The organism is Ensifer sp. 22460, from assembly GCF_052044935.1.
In the GTDB taxonomy this organism is placed as follows: Bacteria; Pseudomonadota; Alphaproteobacteria; order Rhizobiales; family Rhizobiaceae; genus Ensifer.
Genome location: NZ_JBQENZ010000011.1, coordinates 175,992 through 194,049, shown reverse-complemented (window position 1 = coordinate 194,049; position 18,058 = coordinate 175,992). Strand labels below are relative to the sequence as shown.

The window sequence follows — 18,058 nt, the reverse complement described above, 5'->3', positions numbered from 1 at the left end:
CTATGAACGTGATGCAGCCCATCGACCGCATCCGCGGCGGCGTGCACGAAAAGGAACGGCACGAATCCGGCCACAAGCATGTGTCGGGTACGGCCGAATATATCGACGACATCCCGGAACCCCAGGGCACGCTGCACGGCTATCTTGGCCTGTCGCAGCGCGCGCATGCTGATATCCTCTCGATCGACTTCGAAGCGATAAATAGCAGCGAAGGCGTGATCGGGGTGCTGACGGCGGCCGACATTCCTGGCGAAAACGACATCAGCCCGGCCCACACGCACGATGAGCCGATCTTCGTCACCGACAAGGTGGAGTTCCACGGCCAGCCGATCTTTGCCGTCATCGCCACCTCCCGTGAGGCGGCCCGCCGCGCGGCGGCCAAGGTCAAGATCGAGTACCGCGACCTGCCGCATGTGACCGACGTGCTGGAAGCGGCGGCCGCCAACTATCCGCTGGTCATCGATCCGCTCAAGCTCGAGCGGGGCGACATCGAAGCCGGCTTCGCCAAGGCGAAGAACATCCTCGAAGGCGAGATGCGTATCGGTGGCCAGGATCACTTCTATCTGGAAGGGCAGATCTCTTTCGCCATCCCCGGCGAGGACGACGAAGTTCTCGTCTACTCCTCAACGCAGCATCCGGCTGAGACGCAGCACATGGTCGCGACCGTGCTCGGCGTGCCATCGAATGCGGTCACCGTCAACGTGCGCCGCATGGGCGGTGGCTTCGGCGGCAAGGAAACCCAGGCCAACATTTTCGCCGCCGTTGCAGCGGTTGCTGCCAAGAAATACCGCTGCCCGGTCAAGGTCAGGCCCGATCGCGACGACGACATGAGCGCGACCGGCAAGCGTCACGACTTCCATGTGGACTACAAGCTCGGTTTCGATGACGAAGGTCGTATCGAGGCGGTGGACGCGGTCTTTTCGGCGCGCTGCGGCTATTCGGCCGATCTCTCCGGTCCGGTCACCGACCGCGCCCTGTTCCACGCCGACAATTGCTACTTCTATCCGAACGTGCGCTTGCGCTCGCGGCCGCTGAAGACCAATACCGTTTCCAACACTGCATTCCGCGGTTTCGGCGGTCCGCAGGGCATGGTCGGCGGCGAACGCATGATCGAGGAGATCGCCTATGCCGTCGGCAAGGATCCGCTCGAAATCCGCAAGCTGAACTTCTACGGCGGCGAGGGGCGAAACCTCACGCCCTATCACCAGACCGTGGAAGACAACATCATCGGCCGGATCATCGAGGAACTGGAAACCTCGGCCGACTATGCCAAGCGTCGTGAGGCGGTGATCGCCTTCAACCGCGAAAACCATGCGGTCAAGCGCGGCATCGCGCTGACACCGGTGAAGTTCGGCATCTCCTTCACCAAGACCGAATACAACCAGGCCGGCGCGCTGGTGCACGTCTATACGGATGGCTCGATCCATCTGAACCACGGCGGCACCGAGATGGGGCAGGGGCTCTACACCAAGGTCGCCCAGGTGGTCGCCGACGAGTTCCAGGTGAACCTCGACCGGATCAAGGTGACGGCGACCACGACCGGCAAGGTGCCGAACACCTCGGCGACGGCTGCCTCCTCCGGTTCCGACCTCAACGGCATGGCGGCCGCCAACGCCGCCCAGCAGATCAAGGAGAGGCTCGTGCGCTTTGCCGCCGAGCGCTGGAACGTTGCTGAGGCCGACGTCGCTTTCGAGCCGAACACGGTTCGCATCGGCGCCGAACGCCTTGGTTTCAACGAGTTCATCAAGATCGCCTATGGCGCCCGCATCCAGCTTTCGGCTGCCGGTTTCTACAAGACGCCGAAGATCCACTGGAACCGCGCGGAAGGCCGGGGCCGTCCCTTCTTCTACTACGCCTACGGCGCCTCCTGCTCGGAGGTCAGCGTCGATACGTTGACCGGCGAATACCAGGTGGACCGCACGGATATCCTGCACGATGTCGGCCGGTCGCTGAACCCGGCGCTCGACCTCGGTCAGGTGGAGGGCGCCTTCGTTCAGGGCATGGGCTGGTTGACGACGGAAGAACTCTGGTGGGATGCCAAGGGTCGGCTGCGCACGCATGCGCCTTCGACCTACAAGATCCCGCTCGCATCGGATCGCCCGCGCGTCTTCAACACGCGGCTTGCCGAATGGTCGGTCAACCGTGAGGAAACCATCCGTCGGTCGAAGGCGGTCGGGGAACCGCCGTTCATGCTCGGCATTTCCGTTCTGGAGGCCTTGTCGATGGCGGCGGCCAGTGTTGCGGAGTATCGTATAGCACCGCGCCTTGATGCGCCGGCGACGCCGGAACGGGTACTGATGGCGATCGAGCGGCTGCGGGCGGCCGCGAGGCAGAAGGGGTAACAGGGGCTGATTGTCATGGTGGCGAGCCGCGAGGATATCAGGGACTTTCTCCGACGCGAGCCGGATTGCGTGCTCGTGGAAGTGACGGGTGCGGCCGGCTCGACGCCGCGCGACACCGATGCCTGGATGCTCGTCGCCACCGATAGCCTCTTCGGCACGATCGGCGGCGGCCAGCTCGAATACATGGCGATCGACCATGGCCGGCGGGCGCTAAAGCGCGGCGACGCGCCGGAGGCGATGACCATCCCGCTTGGTCCGGAGATCGGCCAGTGTTGCGGCGGGCGCGTGGCACTCGCCTTCACACGCATCGATCGGGAGAAAGCCGCCATGCTGATTGAACGCAACGACCTGGAAATCGCCAGCCGGCCGCATGTCTATGTCTTCGGCGCCGGCCATGTCGGCGATGCGCTGGCCATGGCGCTGTCCCTGGTTCCGGTCCGCACCGTGCTCGTCGATACCCGCGAGAACGAGCTTTCGGCTGTCGCCGACAATCCCGGCATCGAGACTTGCTTGACGGCCATGCCGGAGGCGGTCGTGCGCGACGCGCCTCCCGGCAGCGCCTTCGTGATCCTGACGCACGACCACGCGCTCGACTTCCTGATCGCCGCCGAGGCGCTTCGCCGCGACGACGCATCCTATGTCGGCATGATCGGCTCGAAGACGAAACGCGGGACCTTCAAGAACTGGCTGTCGCGTGAGATCGGCCGCCCGGATCTTTTCGACCGGCTCGTCTGCCCGATTGGCGGCACGACGGTTAAGGACAAGCGGCCGGCCGTCATCGCCGCGCTCGCCGCCGCGGAAGTCATGGCGGCGGCGCTGAATTTCCGGCAGCCGGCCCAACCCGATAGCCCGCGTCGTCCGGCTGTCGCGAAGTTTGCACGCTAAAGGCTCAGGCGCTATTGCCCTGGTGTATCGCACCGTTCAGGTGAAGCGCAAAGCCGCGCGCGTCTGCGGCTTCGATATCTGGACGCAGTTCAAGGGTCGGGATCAGGTAGTCGCCGCCATTCTGCCGGCGATAGGGAATAGGCGTAGTGGTTGTTAGCGTGCGCATCCTTTGCCTCAGCCGTTCGGCCGTCGCTTCGAAATCGGCTTCGTCAAGACCGTCGACGCGGTAGGCGACAAAAGGCGGAAGCACGTCGTAGCCGGGATAATAGAGAACGCCGTGATTGATCGGGAACAGGAGGTCGTCGATCGGTCCGTTGACCCCGCGCGGTGAGTAGTGTTCTTCCCAGCCACCTGTTGTCACCACCAGCATGGCGCGTTTTCCTGCGAGCGTTCCCTCGCCAAACCGCTTGCCCCAGTATTTGTCGCTGTGTTCGCCGACCCCATAGGCGAAGCCGTAGGCATAGACGCGATCGACCCAGCCTTTCAGGATCGCCGGCATCGAGTACCACCACAGCGGAAACTGCAGGATAAGGGTATCGGCCCATAGCAGCTTTTCCTGCTCGGCCCTGACATCAGCGGTCAGGGTATTGGTCGCGAAGGCTTCCTTCGAGGCACGGCTTGGCTTGAACCGGGCATCCGGAATGAGCGCGGGGAAGTCGGCGCGGTCGATCTCGGATTTCCATCCCTCGGCATAGAGGTCGGTGACGCGCACCTCGTGTCCCTCGGCTTCCAACGCCTTGACGGCGACATCGCGCAGCGTCCCGTTCAGCGAACGCGGTTCGGGATGGGCATAGACAAGCAGAACTTTCATGGTCGGCAATCCTTCAGTCGTGAACTGAGACTTTAGGTAGACCGCCGTTTGTTCATGCGGTAGATATCCAATATGGATATGATTGTGCCGAAAAATGGATAAATCGGATGTGACGCTGGAACGCATGCGGAGCTTCGTGCGCGTCGCCGAGCGCGGCAGCCTGTCGGCCGTCGCGCGCGAACTCGGCATCGGCCAGTCGAGCGTTACGCGGCATCTGCGGGAGCTGGAGGAAGCCGTCGGCGTGCCGCTGCTCAGCCGCACCACCCGGCGCGTCACATTGACCGACGAAGGCAGTCGTTACTATGCCAACAGCATCCAGATCCTACGCCTAGTCGACCAGGCAGGCGACGAGGCGCGCAGCACCCGCGGCGCCTCGGCCGGGATCATCCGGGTGTCCTGCACCGCCGCCTTCGGTGTCCTGCACGCAACCCGCCTGATCTTCGCCTTTCAGGATCGTTATCCTGATATCGAGGTCGATCTCAGCCTGACCGATGAGCGCATCGACCTGGTGCGGGAAGGGGTCGATCTCGCGCTGCGTCTCGGGCCGCTCACTGACAGCTCCATGAAGCTCCGGGTGCTTGGCGAAAGCCGTCGGTTGTTCGTCGCTGCCCCCTCCTACCTGGAGGTGCGTGGACGCCCAAACACCCCGCGCGACCTCACAGCCCATGAGGGAATCCGCATGTCGAACGTCGCAGGCAGTGACCTGATCTCGCTGGAAGGAGCAGACGGCCGCAGCCACGCGGTACCCTTTGGCGGGCGTTTCCTCGTCGACCACGGGCTTGCCGCCCGCGAGGCGCTTGTCGCCGGGCGCGGCATCGCACCGACACACCAATGGCTCGTCGACGATCTCCTGGCGAGTGGTCGGCTCGTGCCGATCCTGCCGGGCTACAGGTTGTCTTCGGTTCCGCTCAGCCTGCTGATCGTGCCCGAGCGCGCAGGCATCGCCCGGGTCCGCCTGCTGGTCGACTTTCTCGTCGAGCAGGTCAGCGGTATTGCCGGTATTGAGAAGACGAGAGGCTAGACGCTACTCCAGCGCCTTGCCGATCAAGCGCTGACAACGCTCGGCCATGTAGTCGATCATCAGCCTGACTTTCGGATCCTGGAAGCGCTTGTGTGGATAGATCGCCGCCAGCTGCACGCTGAGCGGCGGCGTGTCGACCAGAATCGGCACGAGCGCGCCGGAATTGATGTGGCTCTTCACTTCGAAGAGAGGCTTGTTGATGATGCCGCGGCCGTCGAGCGCCCATTGGGTGAGCACGTCGCCGTCGTCCGAATCGTAAGGGCCGGTCACCTCGAGTTTGCGCATGCCTTCCATGGTCTGGAGCGTCCAGAAATACTCCTTCGAACCAGGATAGCGCAGCAGCAGACAGTCGTGCTTGTCGGCGATCAACGCGTCAGGGGTTTGGGGCACGCCGCGCTTCTCGAAATAGTCGGGCGACCCGCAGACCACGCGCTCGCAGTTCATGATGCCTCGCATGCGCAGGTTCGAATCTTCAAGGATGCCGAGCTTGAACGCGACGTCGACGCCTTCGGAGAGGATGTCGACATTGTGGTCCGACAGACGAAGCCGCACCTCGATGTCGGGATACTTGTCATGGAATTCGGGAATGCCCGACGCAATCAGGCGCCGACCTATCCCCAAGGGAGCGGTAATCTTCAGCGCCCCCTTCGGATTTCGCGAGAGATCGGCGATCGCGTTTTCGGCCTCGTTGACCGCTTCGAGGATCTTTACCGCGCCGTCGTAGAAGACGCGACCATGCTCCGTCGGGGTCAGCTTGCGCGTCGTCCGATTGAACAGGCGAACACCCATATGGCGTTCCAACTCTTTGATTCTATTGCTGGCAACCGCCGGCGTCACGCGCTGGTCGCGACCGGCCGCCGACAGGGTTCCAAGCTCTACGACGCGCACGAAGACGCGCACATTGTCCAGATAAGACATGCCTCCGTCCCACTCCTCCGGCTTCTCTCTAGCCTATCCATTGCGTCGCTATTTTATAGATTTTTTTGAAAGTGTTGGTGAAGCAGCGACGTTCCCGCGACCTCCAGCAATGACACATAATGGCCCGAGGAGAAATGGGAGAATTGCATGTACGAGTATGCCATAGCCTGGGATTGGCTCACCTTTGCCATGAGATGGCTGCACGTCATCACGGGTATCGCGTGGATCGGTTCGTCATTTTATTTCGTTGCGCTTGACCTTGGCCTGAAGAAGCGACCGGACCTTCCGGTCGGTGCCTATGGCGAAGAGTGGCAGGTGCACGGTGGCGGCTTTTACCACATCCAGAAGTATCTGGTGGCGCCGGCCAACATGCCGGAGCACCTGATCTGGTTCAAATGGGAATCCTACGTCACCTGGCTTTCCGGTTTCGGCATGCTGTGCATGGTCTACTATGCCGGTGCCGACCTCTACCTGATCGATCCGAATGTGCTCGACGTTTCGAAGCCGGTGGCGATCGCCATCTCGCTGGGCTCGATCGCCTTCGGCTGGCTCGCCTATGACACGATCTGCAAGTCGCCCTTCGGCCGCGACAACACCAGGCTGATGGTGCTTCTGTACTTCATCCTTGTCGGCATGGCCTGGGGTTACACGCAGCTCTTCACCGGCCGCGCTGCCTTCCTGCATCTCGGCGCCTTCACCGCGACGATCATGTCGGCCAACGTGTTCTTCATCATCATTCCGAACCAGAAGGTTGTCGTCGGCGATCTGATCGCCGGTCGCACGCCGGATCCGAAGTACGGCGTGATCGCCAAGCAGCGCTCGACCCACAACAACTACCTGACGCTGCCGGTTCTGTTCCTGATGCTGTCGAACCACTACCCGCTGGCGTTCGGCACCCAGTTCAACTGGATCATCGCCTCGCTGGTCTTCCTGATGGGCGTGACCATTCGTCACTATTTCAACACCCGTCACGCCGACAAGGGCAACCCGACCTGGACCTGGCTCGTGACCGCGCTGCTCTTCGTCGCGATCATGTGGCTCTCGACTGTGCCGAAGATCCTGGCCGGTGGCGAAGAGGAAAAGATCTCCGCAGTGCAGCAACCCTTCGTCACTGCGGAAGCTTTTCCGAAGGTGCGCGACACGGTGCTCGGCCGCTGCTCCATGTGCCATGCCAAGGAACCGGGCTGGGAAGGCTTGGTCGTACCGCCGAAGGGCGTGACGCTCGAGACCGACACCGAGATCGCCAACCACGCGCGTGAAATCTATCTGCAGGCCGGCCGTTCGCACGCGATGCCGCCGGCCAACGTCACCGGCGTATCGGACGAAGAGCGGCAGCTGCTCGTCGCCTGGTACGAGTCCGTCGTGAATGGAGGAAAGACCCAATGACCGATTTGCTGATCCGCGGCCGCGTGCTGACTTTCGTCGAGGAGCCCAGGGGCATCGACGACACGGCTTCCTATCGCTATTTCGAGGACGGCGCCGTACTGGTGCGGGGCGGCAAGGTTGCCGATATCGGCGAGCATGCCGAGGTCGCTCGTCGCGCCGGCCCCGGCGTCAAGGTGGCCGACCATCGCCCCAATCTCGTGCTGCCAGGCCTGATCGACACGCACCTGCACTTCCCGCAGACGCAGGCGATCGCCTCCTACGGCGCGCAGCTTCTCGAATGGCTGAACACCTACATCTTTGTCGAGGAGCAGAAGTTCCGGAAGCCGGAACATGCCGACTACATCGCCGGCCGCTTCATGGATGAACTCCTGTCCAACGGTACGACGACGGCCGTTGCCTATTGCTCGGTGCATCCGGAAAGCGTCGACGCCTATTTCAGCGCCGCGGAAGCCCGCGGCATGCTGATGATCGGCGGCAAGGTGATGATGGACCGCAATGCGCCCGACGCGCTGCGCGATACGCCGCAACTGGGCTATGACGAGACCAAGGCGCTGATCGCCAAGTGGCACGGCCGCGGCCGTGCGCATTACGCCATCAGCCCGCGCTTTGCCATCACTTCCACGCCGGAGCAGATGGAGGCGAGCCGCACGCTCGTCGCCGAGCACCCGGAGTGCTACGTCCAGACGCATCTTTCCGAGAACAAGGATGAGATCGCTTTCGCGACCTCGCTCTATCCGGAGGCCAAGGACTACACCGATATCTACGCGCGCTACGACCTTCTGACACGCAAGACCTTGCTCGGCCACTGCATTTATTTGAGCGATCGCGAGATCTCGGTTCTCGCCGAGACAGGCGCGGTCGGCACCTTCTGCCCGACCTCGAACCTGTTCCTCGGCTCCGGTCTCTTTGACAGGGATCGCTTCGACAAGCTCGGCGCGCGCTGGTCGGTCGCGACCGACGTCGGTGCTGGTACCAGCTTCTCGATGCTGGAGACGATGGACGAGGCCTATAAGGTGTTGCACCTGCAGGGCCAGCGGCTGACGCCGTTCAACTCCTTCTACCGCATGACGCTCGGCAATGCCCGGGCGCTTGAGCTGGATGATCGCATCGGCTCGCTGCATGTCGGCGCCGATGCCGATATCGTCGTGCTCGACAGTCGCGCCAAACCATCGATGGAACTGCGCATGCGGGTCGCCGGTTCGCTGGCGGAAGAGCTCTTCATCCTGCAGACGATGGGCGACGACCGGTCGGTGGCCGAAACCTATGTTGGGGGCAAGCCGATGAAGGGTGTTGCGACCGCGACCAAGGATACCGCGAACGCGGTGACGAGAAGCTTCGAGACCGCATAGGGCGGACGCCGACTGCGCCTCATTCGCCGTCGGCCGGACACCGATTGGTGCTCAAAGCAGAATCTCCCAGCGCCGCGCGTCTTGATCGATGCGCGGCGCTTTCGTCTGGGCCGTTACAGGTCTTCCGGTCGTTTGCCACCCATTGCCCTCGTCAGGGCGTCGGCGCGTTCGCGCACGATGGGGCCGAAGGTCGAAAGCTTCTGGTCGCTGACGCGGACGGACGGGCCGGAGATCGAAATGCCGGCGATGGTTTCGCCATATTCGTTGAAGATTGGTGCTGCGACACAGCGCATGCCGAGCGTGTGCTCCTCGTCGTCGACGGACCAGCCGCGGTGACGGATTTCCTGGATGTCCTTCAGGAGCGCCGGCAGCGTGTCGCGGGTCTTGTCGGTGAAATGCGCGAGTTCGCGGCCACCGAGCAGCTGGGCGATCTCCTTGTCCGACCAGGTCGAAAGGATCGCCTTGCCGATGCCGGAGGCATGAACCGGACCGCGGCGGCCGGGGCGGAAGAAGGCGCGCATCGGCGCGTGGCTTTCGACCTGCGAGATGAAGACGACGTCGCCGCCTTCCTCGATGCCGATATTCGCCGTCTCGCCGCTTTCCTCCATGAGGCCCTTGAGGAAGGGGCGGCTGATCGTTCCGAGCTTGCGGAACCGCAGATAGGCGTTGCCGATCTCGAATGCCTTGAGGCCGACGGTCCAGGCGCCGGTGTCCGGGTCGTTCATCACCATGCCGTGGCCGGCCAGCGTCGTCAGCAGACGATGCACTGTGGATGGCGCCATGCCGGTCTGGTCGGCAAGCTGGGTCAAGGTCGAGCCGTCCTCCTGGGCGACGACCGTCAGAAGAGCAAGGCTGCGATCGAGCACCTGTACGGATGACGGTGCTGCATTCTCGCCCGCCTTGCGTCCGCGTTTTCCCCTGCCGTTGCCGTCCATCGAAGCCTCTCTGCAAATCACGTCTCTCGCCATCATCCTCTATCAGGCCACGGAGGGATTTTCTCCGAATTGTTGAAAATCTTTATTTCCACATGATGGAAATGATTTCCATTTATGTGTTGCGTATCGAAAATTATGGATTATGTTTTCAGGAAATAGGAGGAGTTCCCATGGCTAAGATGCGTGCCGTTGACGCGGCTGTTTATGTTCTGGAGAAGGAAGGCATCGACTGTGCCTTCGGCGTACCTGGCGCCGCCATCAACCCGTTCTATTCGGCTCTGAAGGCTCGCGGTTCCGTCCGCCACATTCTCGCCCGCCACGTCGAGGGTGCCTCGCATATGGCCGAAGGTTATACCCGCGCCAAGCATGGCAATATCGGCGTCTGCATCGGCACGTCGGGCCCGGCTGGCACCGACATGATCACCGGCCTCTATTCGGCTTCTGCGGATTCGATCCCGATCCTCTGCATCACCGGCCAGGCGCCGCGCGCCCGTCTCGACAAGGAAGACTTCCAGGCGGTCGATATTGCGAAGATCGCCGCACCCGTCACCAAGTGGGCGGTTACCGTCATGGAGCCGGCGCTGGTTCCCTTCGTCTTCCAGAAGGCTTTCCACATCATGCGCTCCGGCCGTCCCGGCCCGGTGCTGATCGACCTGCCGGTCGACGTCCAGCTCGCCGAGATCGAGTTCGATCCGGACACCTATCAGCCGCTTGAGCCCTATAAGCCGAAGGCGACGCGTGCCCAGGCCGAAAAGGCGATCGCGATGCTGAACGAGGCGGAGCGTCCGCTGATCGTCGCCGGGGGCGGCATCATCAACGCCGACGCTTCGGACCTCTTGACCGAATTCGCCGAGATCACCGGCATTCCGGTCATCCCGACGTTGATGGGCTGGGGCACCATCCCGGACGACCATCCGCTGATGGCCGGCATGTGCGGCCTGCAGACCTCGCACCGCTACGGCAACGCCAACATGCTCGCTTCCGACTTCGTTCTCGGTGTCGGCAACCGTTGGGCCAACCGCCACACCGGCAACGTTCCGACCTATACGGAAGGCCGCAAGTTCGTTCACGTCGATATCGAGCCGACCCAGATCGGTCGTGTCTTCGCGCCTGATTTCGGTATCGTCTCGGATGCCGGCGCTGCGCTGAAACTCTTCCTCGACGTCGCGACGGAGTGGAAGACGGCCGGCAAGCTGCGCGATTGGTCCGCCTGGGCGGAAGAGTGCCGCGAGCGCAAGCGCACCATGCTGCGCAAGACCCATTTCGACCAAACGCCGCTCAAGCCCCAGCGCGTTTACGAGGAGATGAACAAGGCCTTCGGTCGCGACACCTGCTACGTCTCGACCATCGGTCTCAGCCAGATCGCCGGCGCGCAGTTCCTGCACGTCTACAAGCCGCGTAACTGGATCAACTGCGGCCAGGCCGGCCCGCTCGGCTGGACTTTGCCAGCGGCTCTCGGCGTTCGCGCCGCTGATCCGGACCGGCCGATCGTTGCGCTTTCCGGCGACTACGACTTCCAGTTCCTGATCGAGGAACTGGCCGTCGGCGCCCAGCACAAGCTGCCTTACCTGCATGTGGTCGTGAACAATTCCTATCTCGGCCTCATCCGCCAGGCGCAGCGCGGCTTCAACATGGACTTCGAGGTCAGCCTTGCCTTCGACAACATCAATGCCTCGGGCGATGCGGAGAAGGGGTACGGCGTCGACCACGTCGCGGTTGCCGAGGGCCTCGGCTGCAAGGCGATCCGGGTGCGCAGCCCGAACGAGTTCCAGGAGGCCTTTGATCGGGCACGGGCGCTGATGGACGAGCACCAGGTTCCCGTCGTCATCGAGTTCATCCTCGAGCGCGTCACCAACATCTCCATGGGCGCAGACATCAATGCCGTCGTCGAGTTCGAGGAATTGGCGATCCGCGGCGAAGACGTGCCGACCGCGATCACGGCCGCCCTGCTCGACTGAGCAAAATGCGGGCGGTTTTCCGCCCGCATTCCGCTCCAAAGACAAACACAAGGAGGAGACATCGCATGGCGAAGTTCGCTGCGAACCTGACAATGCTGTTCAACGAGGTGCCGTTCCTCGATCGTTTCGCCCTTGCTGCCAAGGCCGGCTTCGAAGGCGTGGAATATCTGTTTCCCTACGAATTCGAGAAGGTGAGCCTGCGCGCCGAGCTTCAGCGCCACGGCCTGACCCAGGTTCTGCACAACCTGCCGGCTGGCGATTGGGCCCGCGGCGAACGCGGCATCGCCATCCTGCCCGACCGGGTTGACGAATTCCGCAAGGGTGTCGCAAGCGCCATCGACTACGCGACGGCGCTCGACTGCAAGCAGGTCAACTGCCTGGTCGGTATCGCACCGGATGGCGTGTCCGACAGCATCCTGCGCACGACGCTCGTTGCGAACCTGAAGCTCGCCGCGGCTGAACTCGGCAAGCATGGCATTCGCCTGCTGATCGAGCCGATCAACCGCTTCGACATTCCGGGCTTCTACCTGAACACGGTGGGCCAGGCCGCTTCGATCATCGAGGAAGTCGGCAGCGACAACCTCTTCATCCAGTACGACCTCTACCACCAGCAGCGCACCGAGGGTGAACTGGTCGGCACCTACAAGCGCTTTGCCAACCGCATCGCCCATGTTCAGCTTGCCGATAATCCCGGCCGGAACGAGCCGGGCACCGGCGAGATCAACTATCCCTTCGTTTTCGACGCGCTGGAAGGGGCCGGCTATGACGGCTGGATCGGTTGCGAATACAAGCCGCGCACCACCACGGCCGATGGCCTTGGCTGGCTCGGCACCGAGCGCCAGCGCACCCAATCCGCAGACATCATCAAGATCAGGAGCTAAGCACCATGGCAACAATCGGTTTCATTGGACTGGGTATCATGGGCACGCCGATGGCGCGCCACCTGCAGGATGCCGGCCACACCATCGTCACCTCGAAGTTCGTCATTCCGCCGCGCCAGGAACTGCTCGACAAGGGCCTCAAGTTCGTCGACACGCCGAAGGCGCTCGCCGAGACCGTCGACACGATCATCCTGATGCTGCCGGACACCCCTGAGGTCAAGGACGTCCTCTTCGGCGAAAACGGCGTTGCTTACGGCCTTTCCAAGGGCAAGCTCGTCATCGACATGAGCTCGATCTCGCCGATCGAGACGAAGGAATTTGCCAAGAAGGTTCGCGAAACCGGCGCCGAATATATCGACGCTCCGGTCTCCGGCGGTGAAGTCGGCGCCAAGAACGCCTCGCTCTCGATCATGGCCGGCGGCGCCCAGGAAAGCTTCGACCGCGCCCTGCCGCTCCTGCAGCTGATGGGCAAGAACATCACCCTCGTTGGTGACTGCGGCGACGGCCAGGTCACCAAGGTTGCCAACCAGATCATCGTCGCGCTGACGATCGAAGCGGTTTCGGAAGCGCTCGTCTTCGCGTCCAAGGCCGGCGCCGACCCGGCACGTGTTCGCGAGGCGCTGATGGGCGGTTTTGCTTCCTCGCGTATTCTCGAGGTACACGGCGAGCGCATGATCAAGCGCACCTTCGACCCGGGCTTCCGCATCTCGCTGCACCAGAAGGACCTGAACCTGGCTCTCCAGGGCGCAAAGTCGCTCGGCATCTCGCTGCCAAACACCGCAGCAACGCAGGAGCTCTTCAACAACTGCGCCGCCAACGGCGACAGCGGTCTCGATCACTCGGGTCTCGTGCGCGCGCTGGAGCGCATGGCGAACCACCAGGTCGCCTAGCGCAATTCCCGGAAAAGTGTGAAGCGGTTTTCCGTTCGGAATTGCGCCGCTTCAAGAGCGCAAGGCATGAAATGCACATGATCCGTCTGGCGTCCCATTGTGCCGGGCCGGTCATGTGTCCGGGCGGCGGTTGGAGGAACCGCCGCCCGAGACATCATCAAGCAATTCCAGGAAAAGTGTGAAGCGGTTTTCCGCCCGGAAATTGCGTAAGTGCTCTAAGGGGAGACAAATGCCAGCCATCACCGACCCACGCCGCTTCCTGGAAACGCTGTTCACCTCGGCCGTTGCCGCGGCTGACCCGGAAAAGGTGATTGCGGCCAATCTGCCGGAGCGGCCGAAGGGGCGCACGGTGGTCGTCGGCGCCGGCAAGGGCGCGGCGCAGATGGCGGCCGCCTTCGAGCGCCATTGGGATGGCCCGCTTTCTGGCGTGGTCGTCACCCGCTATGGCTACGCTGCCCCTTGCGAGAAGATCGAGGTGCTTGAAGCATCGCATCCACTCCCCGATGAGAACGGTCTACTTGCCTCGAAGCGTTTGCTCACCGAAGTCAGCGGGCTGACGGAGGACGACCTCGTCGTGGCGCTCGTCTGCGGCGGTGGCTCGGCGCTTCTGCCTTCGCCTCCGCCCGGCCTGGCGCTGGAAGACGAGATTGCCGTCAACCGGGCACTGCTTGCCTCCGGTGCGCCGATCAGCGCCATGAACGCCGTGCGCAAGCACGTCTCGATGATCAAGGGCGGCAGGCTTGCCGCCGCCGCCTATCCGGCAAAGGTCGTCTCGCTGATCGTCTCCGATATTCCAGGCGACGATCCGGCGCTGGTCGCTTCCGGCCCTACGCTTGCCGATGCGAGTACTCGCGAGGATGCGCTGACGCTCATCGAGCGCTACAGCCTGGATTTGCCGGCCAATGTCATGGCTTGGATAAAAAGCCCGAATAGCGCCGCGCCGTCGCCTGACGATCTGCGCTTTGCCCGAAACGAAGTCCGGCTCATCGCGTCCGCGTCCGTCTCGCTCGAGGCTGCGGCTACCGAGGCGCGTGCCGCGGGCATTGAAGCCATCATTCTTTCCGATGCAATCGAGGGCGAGGCGCGCGATGTTGGCGGCGTGCACGCGGCGATCGCCCGTGAGGTCGCCGGCCGCGGCCGGCCGTTCGCCAAGCCTGTCGTGGTACTCTCGGGTGGAGAGACGACGGTGACGATCCGCGGGAAGGGCAAGGGAGGACGCAACAGCGAATTCCTGCTGGCGTTGGCGCTCGGCATCGATGGCGCCAAGGGTGTCTCGGCGCTTGCCGCCGACACCGATGGCATCGACGGGTCGGAGGACAATGCCGGCGCCTTTGCCGATGATACGACCATCGCCCGGCTCGTCGCCCAACGGCTCGATGCGGCAGCGCTGCTGCAGAAGAACGACAGTTGGACGGCGTTCGATGCGCTCGGCGATCTCTTCAAGCCGGGGCCGACCGGCACCAATGTGAATGATTTCCGCGCCATCCTGGTGCAGTGAAACGGGCGTGTGCGTAGCCAGCCACGTTCGCGCTACGCGAAGTGGCAGCTCACCGAGCCATAGGCACCGAAATCGGCGACGATCGTGTCGCCGCTCTTGGCCTCGAGCGTGCGGATGAAGGAGCCTGAGAGGACGATCTGACCGGGCTCGATTGCATCGCCGCATTGCGCAAGCCGGTTGGCAAGCCAGGCGATGCCGCGGGCCGGATGGTTGAGGACGCCGGCCGCAAGCCCCGTCTCCTCGATCACCGCATTGCGCGAGACGATAGCGCCCATCCAGCGCATGTCGACCCTATCCGGACGTACGGCGCGACCGCCGAGGATGAGGCCGCCATTGGCGGCATTGTCAGAGATCGCATCGACGAGGGTTCGCGCCTTCTTGCTTTTCGGATCCGTGCGGACGATGCGGCTGTCGAGGATTTCCAGCGCCGGCATCACATAGTCCGTGGCGTTCAGCACCTGGACGATATTGACGCGCGGACCCTTCAGCCCGGCCTTCATCACGAAGGCGATCTCGGCTTCGACCCGTGGCTGAATGAAGCGGTCGGCCGGAATGCTTGCGCCATCATCGAACAGCATGTTGTCGAAGAGTACGCCGGAATCCGGCGTGTCGATGCCGAGTGCCTGCTGCATGGCATTGGACGTCAGGCCGATTTTCCAGCCGATGATGCGGTGGCCGTCGTCGCGCTTGCGCCTGACCAAGGCCGCCTGGATCGCATAGGCGTCGTCGACAGTCATGTCGGGATGTTTGAGCGACAGAAGCCCGATCTGTTTTCGATCCTGCTCTGCCTGATGCAGGCTTTCGGCAGCCTTGGCGATCTCGGTTGCATTCAGCATGGTCCGGCCCCTCCACTCCAGCGTGTCTCACGATACACCAAGGTAGCCACGCGGGCACCGGTCGTCTTGTGATAGTCAGATCGGCTGGCTCGCCAGCATCAGGCCAAGGCCGATGAGGATCGAGCCGCAAGCGCGGGGCACCAGGTGGCCGGCGCCACCAGCCAGCCGCCCGAGCGTGAAGGAAGCGAGGAACACGGCGGCGACATCGGCCACCGCGGCAGTACTGGCTGCAAATCCCCAGGATGGCGTGCGTGAACGGAGCGCCGCTACTCGATAAAGACGCGCACGCTGGCGGCGCGGCCGACCGCGTCGATGACGGTGAGTGTCGAATAGCCGACGCCATCCGGCTGCCATTGTGTCACGCGGCGCCGGGTCAGCTCAGGGAGAGGCCGGCCATTGGCGAGCCAGCGGAATGGCGCTCGTCCGCCTTGCAGCTTGAGCGTCAGCGGCGAAATTGCCTGATGATCCATCCCAAGTTCGACGCGCGAGCCTTCGGGCGGGAAGACGATCTGCGGCGCCGGTTCGCGCGCTGAAGCGTTGACGAGGCCGCTAGCGGTCAGCGAGAAGCGGCGCTGGCTGATCGGCAGTTCCGCTTGCGAAATGCGGATCGCGCCGGCAGGAGCATCCGGTAGCGGCGTTATGCCGAAGCCTGACTTGGCGAAGCCTTCGAAGAGAATGGGGGCGGCACTGCCATAGCCGGTGAGGCCTGGTACGGCACCGTTGTCGGGACGGCCGACCCAGACACCGAGCACGTGGCGGCCGTCATAGCCGACCGACCAGGCGTCGCGGTAGCCGTAGCTGGTGCCGGTCTTGTAGGCGATGCCGCGCTGGCGGCTGCCCGTCGGCGGCAACACGCCCGAGAGCGCATCGGAAACATTCCAGACGGCGACGGGGGAAAGTAAGGGTTCGGCCTCGATCAGGCCGGCCTTGCCATCGATGCCGTCGCCAAGACGAAGGGGGAAGCCGCGATTGGCAAGTGCTGCATAAAGCTGGACGAGATCGCGCAGCGAAAGTCCGACGCCGCCAAGGCCAATGGCAAGTCCGGGCGCTTCGCCTGCCGGCAGCCCCGGTTTCACCTCGGCGCGGCGGAAGCGCATCATCAGCTCAGCCGGGCCGACCGCATCGAGAAGGCGGATCGCCGGCACGTTCAAGGAGAGTTGCAGCGCCTCGCGCACGCTGACATCGCCCTGATAGCTCATGTCGAAGTTGCGCGGCCGATAGCCGAAGAAGTCCGCCGGCCGATCCTCGATGATCGTTTCCTGGCTGACGAGCCCCTCTTCGAAGGCGAGGCCGTAGATGAACGGCTTGAGGGTGGAACCCGGCGAGCGCGTGATACGGGTCATGTCGATCCAACCGGAGCGGCTCGCATCAAAATAGTCGGCAGATCCGACCGAAGCGACGATCTCGCCGGTTTTGGCATCGGCCATCATCATGGCGACCGAAACCTTCGGCCCCAGCTTGGCAGCGCCCTCCTTTGCCACGGCCTCGAGGTTACGCTGGACGGCGAGGCGCAAGGTCGTCTGATGCTGGGCCGCGTGCGCGTCCTTGCGCAACGCGCGCTCGGCGAGATGGGCGCCATAGGACGGCAGCTGTAGGCGGCGCGAGGGGACAGATGTCGCGATTGCGCGCTCGGCTTCGCCGTCCCCGATGACGTCAGCGACGGCGAGACGGGTCAGCACCCGCTCGCGGGCAGCGACTGCCGCGGCATGATTGCGATCCGGCCGGCGCTTTTCCGGCAATTGCGGCAGGGCGACGAGCAGCGCTGCCTCACCGGCCGTCAGCCGCTTCGGCTCCTTGCCGAGCCAGGCGAGACTTGCGGCGCGCACACCCTCGATGTTTCCGCCATAGGGCGCGTGGGTGAGGTAGAGGTTGAGGATCTGGTCCTTCGATAGGCGCCTTTCGATCTGGATAGCGCGGGCGATCTGCAGGAGCTTGGCGGTGACGGAGCGCTGCGCGCGCGGCTCGATCAGGCGTGCGACTTGCATCGAGAGTGTCGAGGCGCCTGAGACGATCCGGCCGTTGCTGACGAATTGCAGAGCAGCGCGGCCGAGCGCGAGGAAATCGACGCCCGAATGCTCCTGGAAGCGCTGGTCCTCATAGGCGATCAGCATCTTGAGGAACTGCGGATCAACATCGTCGACCGTCGTCTTCAACCGCCAGAGACCTTCCGGTGTTGCGAAGGCGCGCAACAATTGACCGCTGGCGTCGTCCACCTCACGTGAGACGACGGCAGCCTCCGCAAGTGGGGGCGGGAAGGCCTCGTCGGCCTTCTCGATCGCAAAGCCCGTCAGCCCCGTCAGCAGCAGGCAGACGGGCAAGGCGATCAGCAGTTTGCGCCCAATCGACAT

15 protein-coding genes are annotated in these 18,058 nt (G+C 63.5%); 9 read left to right on the top strand and 6 right to left on the bottom strand.

Annotated features, from left to right (window positions below):
* The first annotated feature begins 2 nt into the window (after nt 1–2).
* Entirely contained in the window at nt 3–2,342 is a 2,340-nt protein-coding gene (gene xdhB / locus ACTJKM_RS16260; protein ID WP_440660621.1) for a xanthine dehydrogenase molybdopterin binding subunit, read from the top strand.
* 18 nt (nt 2,343–2,360) lie between these two features.
* Nucleotides 2,361–3,227: a xanthine dehydrogenase accessory protein XdhC gene (xdhC, locus tag ACTJKM_RS16255; RefSeq protein ID WP_440660628.1), complete on the top strand. Its 867-nt coding sequence runs from the start codon at nt 2,361–2,363 to the stop codon at nt 3,225–3,227.
* 4 nt (nt 3,228–3,231) lie between these two features.
* Here the strand turns inward: xdhC and ACTJKM_RS16250 are convergent, their stop codons facing one another.
* Complete coding sequence (locus ACTJKM_RS16250; RefSeq protein WP_058326139.1) at nt 3,232–4,038, bottom strand: NAD(P)H-dependent oxidoreductase; 807 nt, start codon at nt 4,036–4,038, stop codon at nt 3,232–3,234.
* Nucleotides 4,039–4,132: 94 nt separating this feature from the next.
* On the opposite strand from ACTJKM_RS16250, the gene ACTJKM_RS16245 reads away from it, so the two are divergent.
* Complete coding sequence (locus ACTJKM_RS16245) at nt 4,133–5,059, top strand: LysR family transcriptional regulator (RefSeq protein WP_058325989.1); 927 nt, start codon at nt 4,133–4,135, stop codon at nt 5,057–5,059.
* Between the two features lie 3 nt (nt 5,060–5,062).
* Here ACTJKM_RS16245 and ACTJKM_RS16240 read toward each other — a convergent pair whose 3' ends face one another.
* Nucleotides 5,063–5,977, bottom strand: a complete 915-nt coding sequence (locus ACTJKM_RS16240) for a LysR family transcriptional regulator (RefSeq protein WP_057249217.1) — start codon at nt 5,975–5,977, stop codon at nt 5,063–5,065.
* A gap of 147 nt (nt 5,978–6,124) precedes the next feature.
* Between ACTJKM_RS16240 and ACTJKM_RS16235 the strand changes: the two genes are divergently transcribed.
* Nucleotides 6,125–7,363, top strand: coding sequence for a urate hydroxylase PuuD (locus tag ACTJKM_RS16235; RefSeq protein WP_113511528.1), 1,239 nt, complete (start codon nt 6,125–6,127; stop codon nt 7,361–7,363).
* Nucleotides 7,360–8,712, top strand: coding sequence for a guanine deaminase (guaD, locus tag ACTJKM_RS16230; RefSeq protein WP_113511529.1), 1,353 nt, complete (start codon nt 7,360–7,362; stop codon nt 8,710–8,712). Before ACTJKM_RS16235 ends, guaD begins: the two co-directional genes overlap by 4 nt.
* 113 nt (nt 8,713–8,825) lie before the next feature.
* Here guaD and ACTJKM_RS16225 read toward each other — a convergent pair whose 3' ends face one another.
* Nucleotides 8,826–9,647, bottom strand: coding sequence for an IclR family transcriptional regulator (locus tag ACTJKM_RS16225; protein WP_058322583.1), 822 nt, complete (start codon nt 9,645–9,647; stop codon nt 8,826–8,828).
* A 170-nt stretch (nt 9,648–9,817) separates the two neighbouring features.
* On the opposite strand from ACTJKM_RS16225, the gene gcl reads away from it, so the two are divergent.
* The 4 genes from gcl (at nt 9,818) to ACTJKM_RS16205 (ending at nt 14,874) form a co-directional block, all read left to right on the top strand.
* Nucleotides 9,818–11,605 carry a glyoxylate carboligase gene (gcl, locus tag ACTJKM_RS16220; protein ID WP_058325993.1) on the top strand — a complete coding sequence of 596 codons (1,788 nt, stop codon included), beginning with the start codon at nt 9,818–9,820 and terminating at the stop codon, nt 11,603–11,605.
* A 65-nt stretch (nt 11,606–11,670) separates the two neighbouring features.
* Complete coding sequence (gene hyi, locus ACTJKM_RS16215; RefSeq protein ID WP_113511531.1) at nt 11,671–12,486, top strand: hydroxypyruvate isomerase; 816 nt, start codon at nt 11,671–11,673, stop codon at nt 12,484–12,486.
* Between the two features lie 5 nt (nt 12,487–12,491).
* Nucleotides 12,492–13,376: a 2-hydroxy-3-oxopropionate reductase gene (glxR, locus tag ACTJKM_RS16210; protein WP_113511533.1), complete on the top strand. Its 885-nt coding sequence runs from the start codon at nt 12,492–12,494 to the stop codon at nt 13,374–13,376.
* A gap of 229 nt (nt 13,377–13,605) precedes the next feature.
* A complete protein-coding gene (locus tag ACTJKM_RS16205; RefSeq protein WP_058325995.1) occupies nt 13,606–14,874 on the top strand; it encodes a glycerate kinase type-2 family protein in 1,269 nt (422 codons plus the stop codon).
* Between the two features lie 32 nt (nt 14,875–14,906).
* On the opposite strand, the gene hpaH is transcribed toward ACTJKM_RS16205, so the two are convergent.
* The 3 genes from hpaH to pbpC all read right to left on the bottom strand — a co-directional run bounded on the left by hpaH (nt 14,907) and on the right by pbpC (nt 18,058).
* Nucleotides 14,907–15,710, bottom strand: coding sequence for a 2-oxo-hept-4-ene-1,7-dioate hydratase (gene hpaH, locus ACTJKM_RS16200; RefSeq protein WP_057249209.1), 804 nt, complete (start codon nt 15,708–15,710; stop codon nt 14,907–14,909).
* A gap of 75 nt (nt 15,711–15,785) precedes the next feature.
* Entirely contained in the window at nt 15,786–15,923 is a 138-nt protein-coding gene (locus tag ACTJKM_RS16195; RefSeq protein WP_244495562.1) for a hypothetical protein, read from the bottom strand.
* Nucleotides 15,924–15,976: 53 nt separating this feature from the next.
* Nucleotides 15,977–18,058: a penicillin-binding protein 1C gene (gene pbpC, locus ACTJKM_RS16190; protein ID WP_440660620.1), complete on the bottom strand. Its 2,082-nt coding sequence runs from the start codon at nt 18,056–18,058 to the stop codon at nt 15,977–15,979.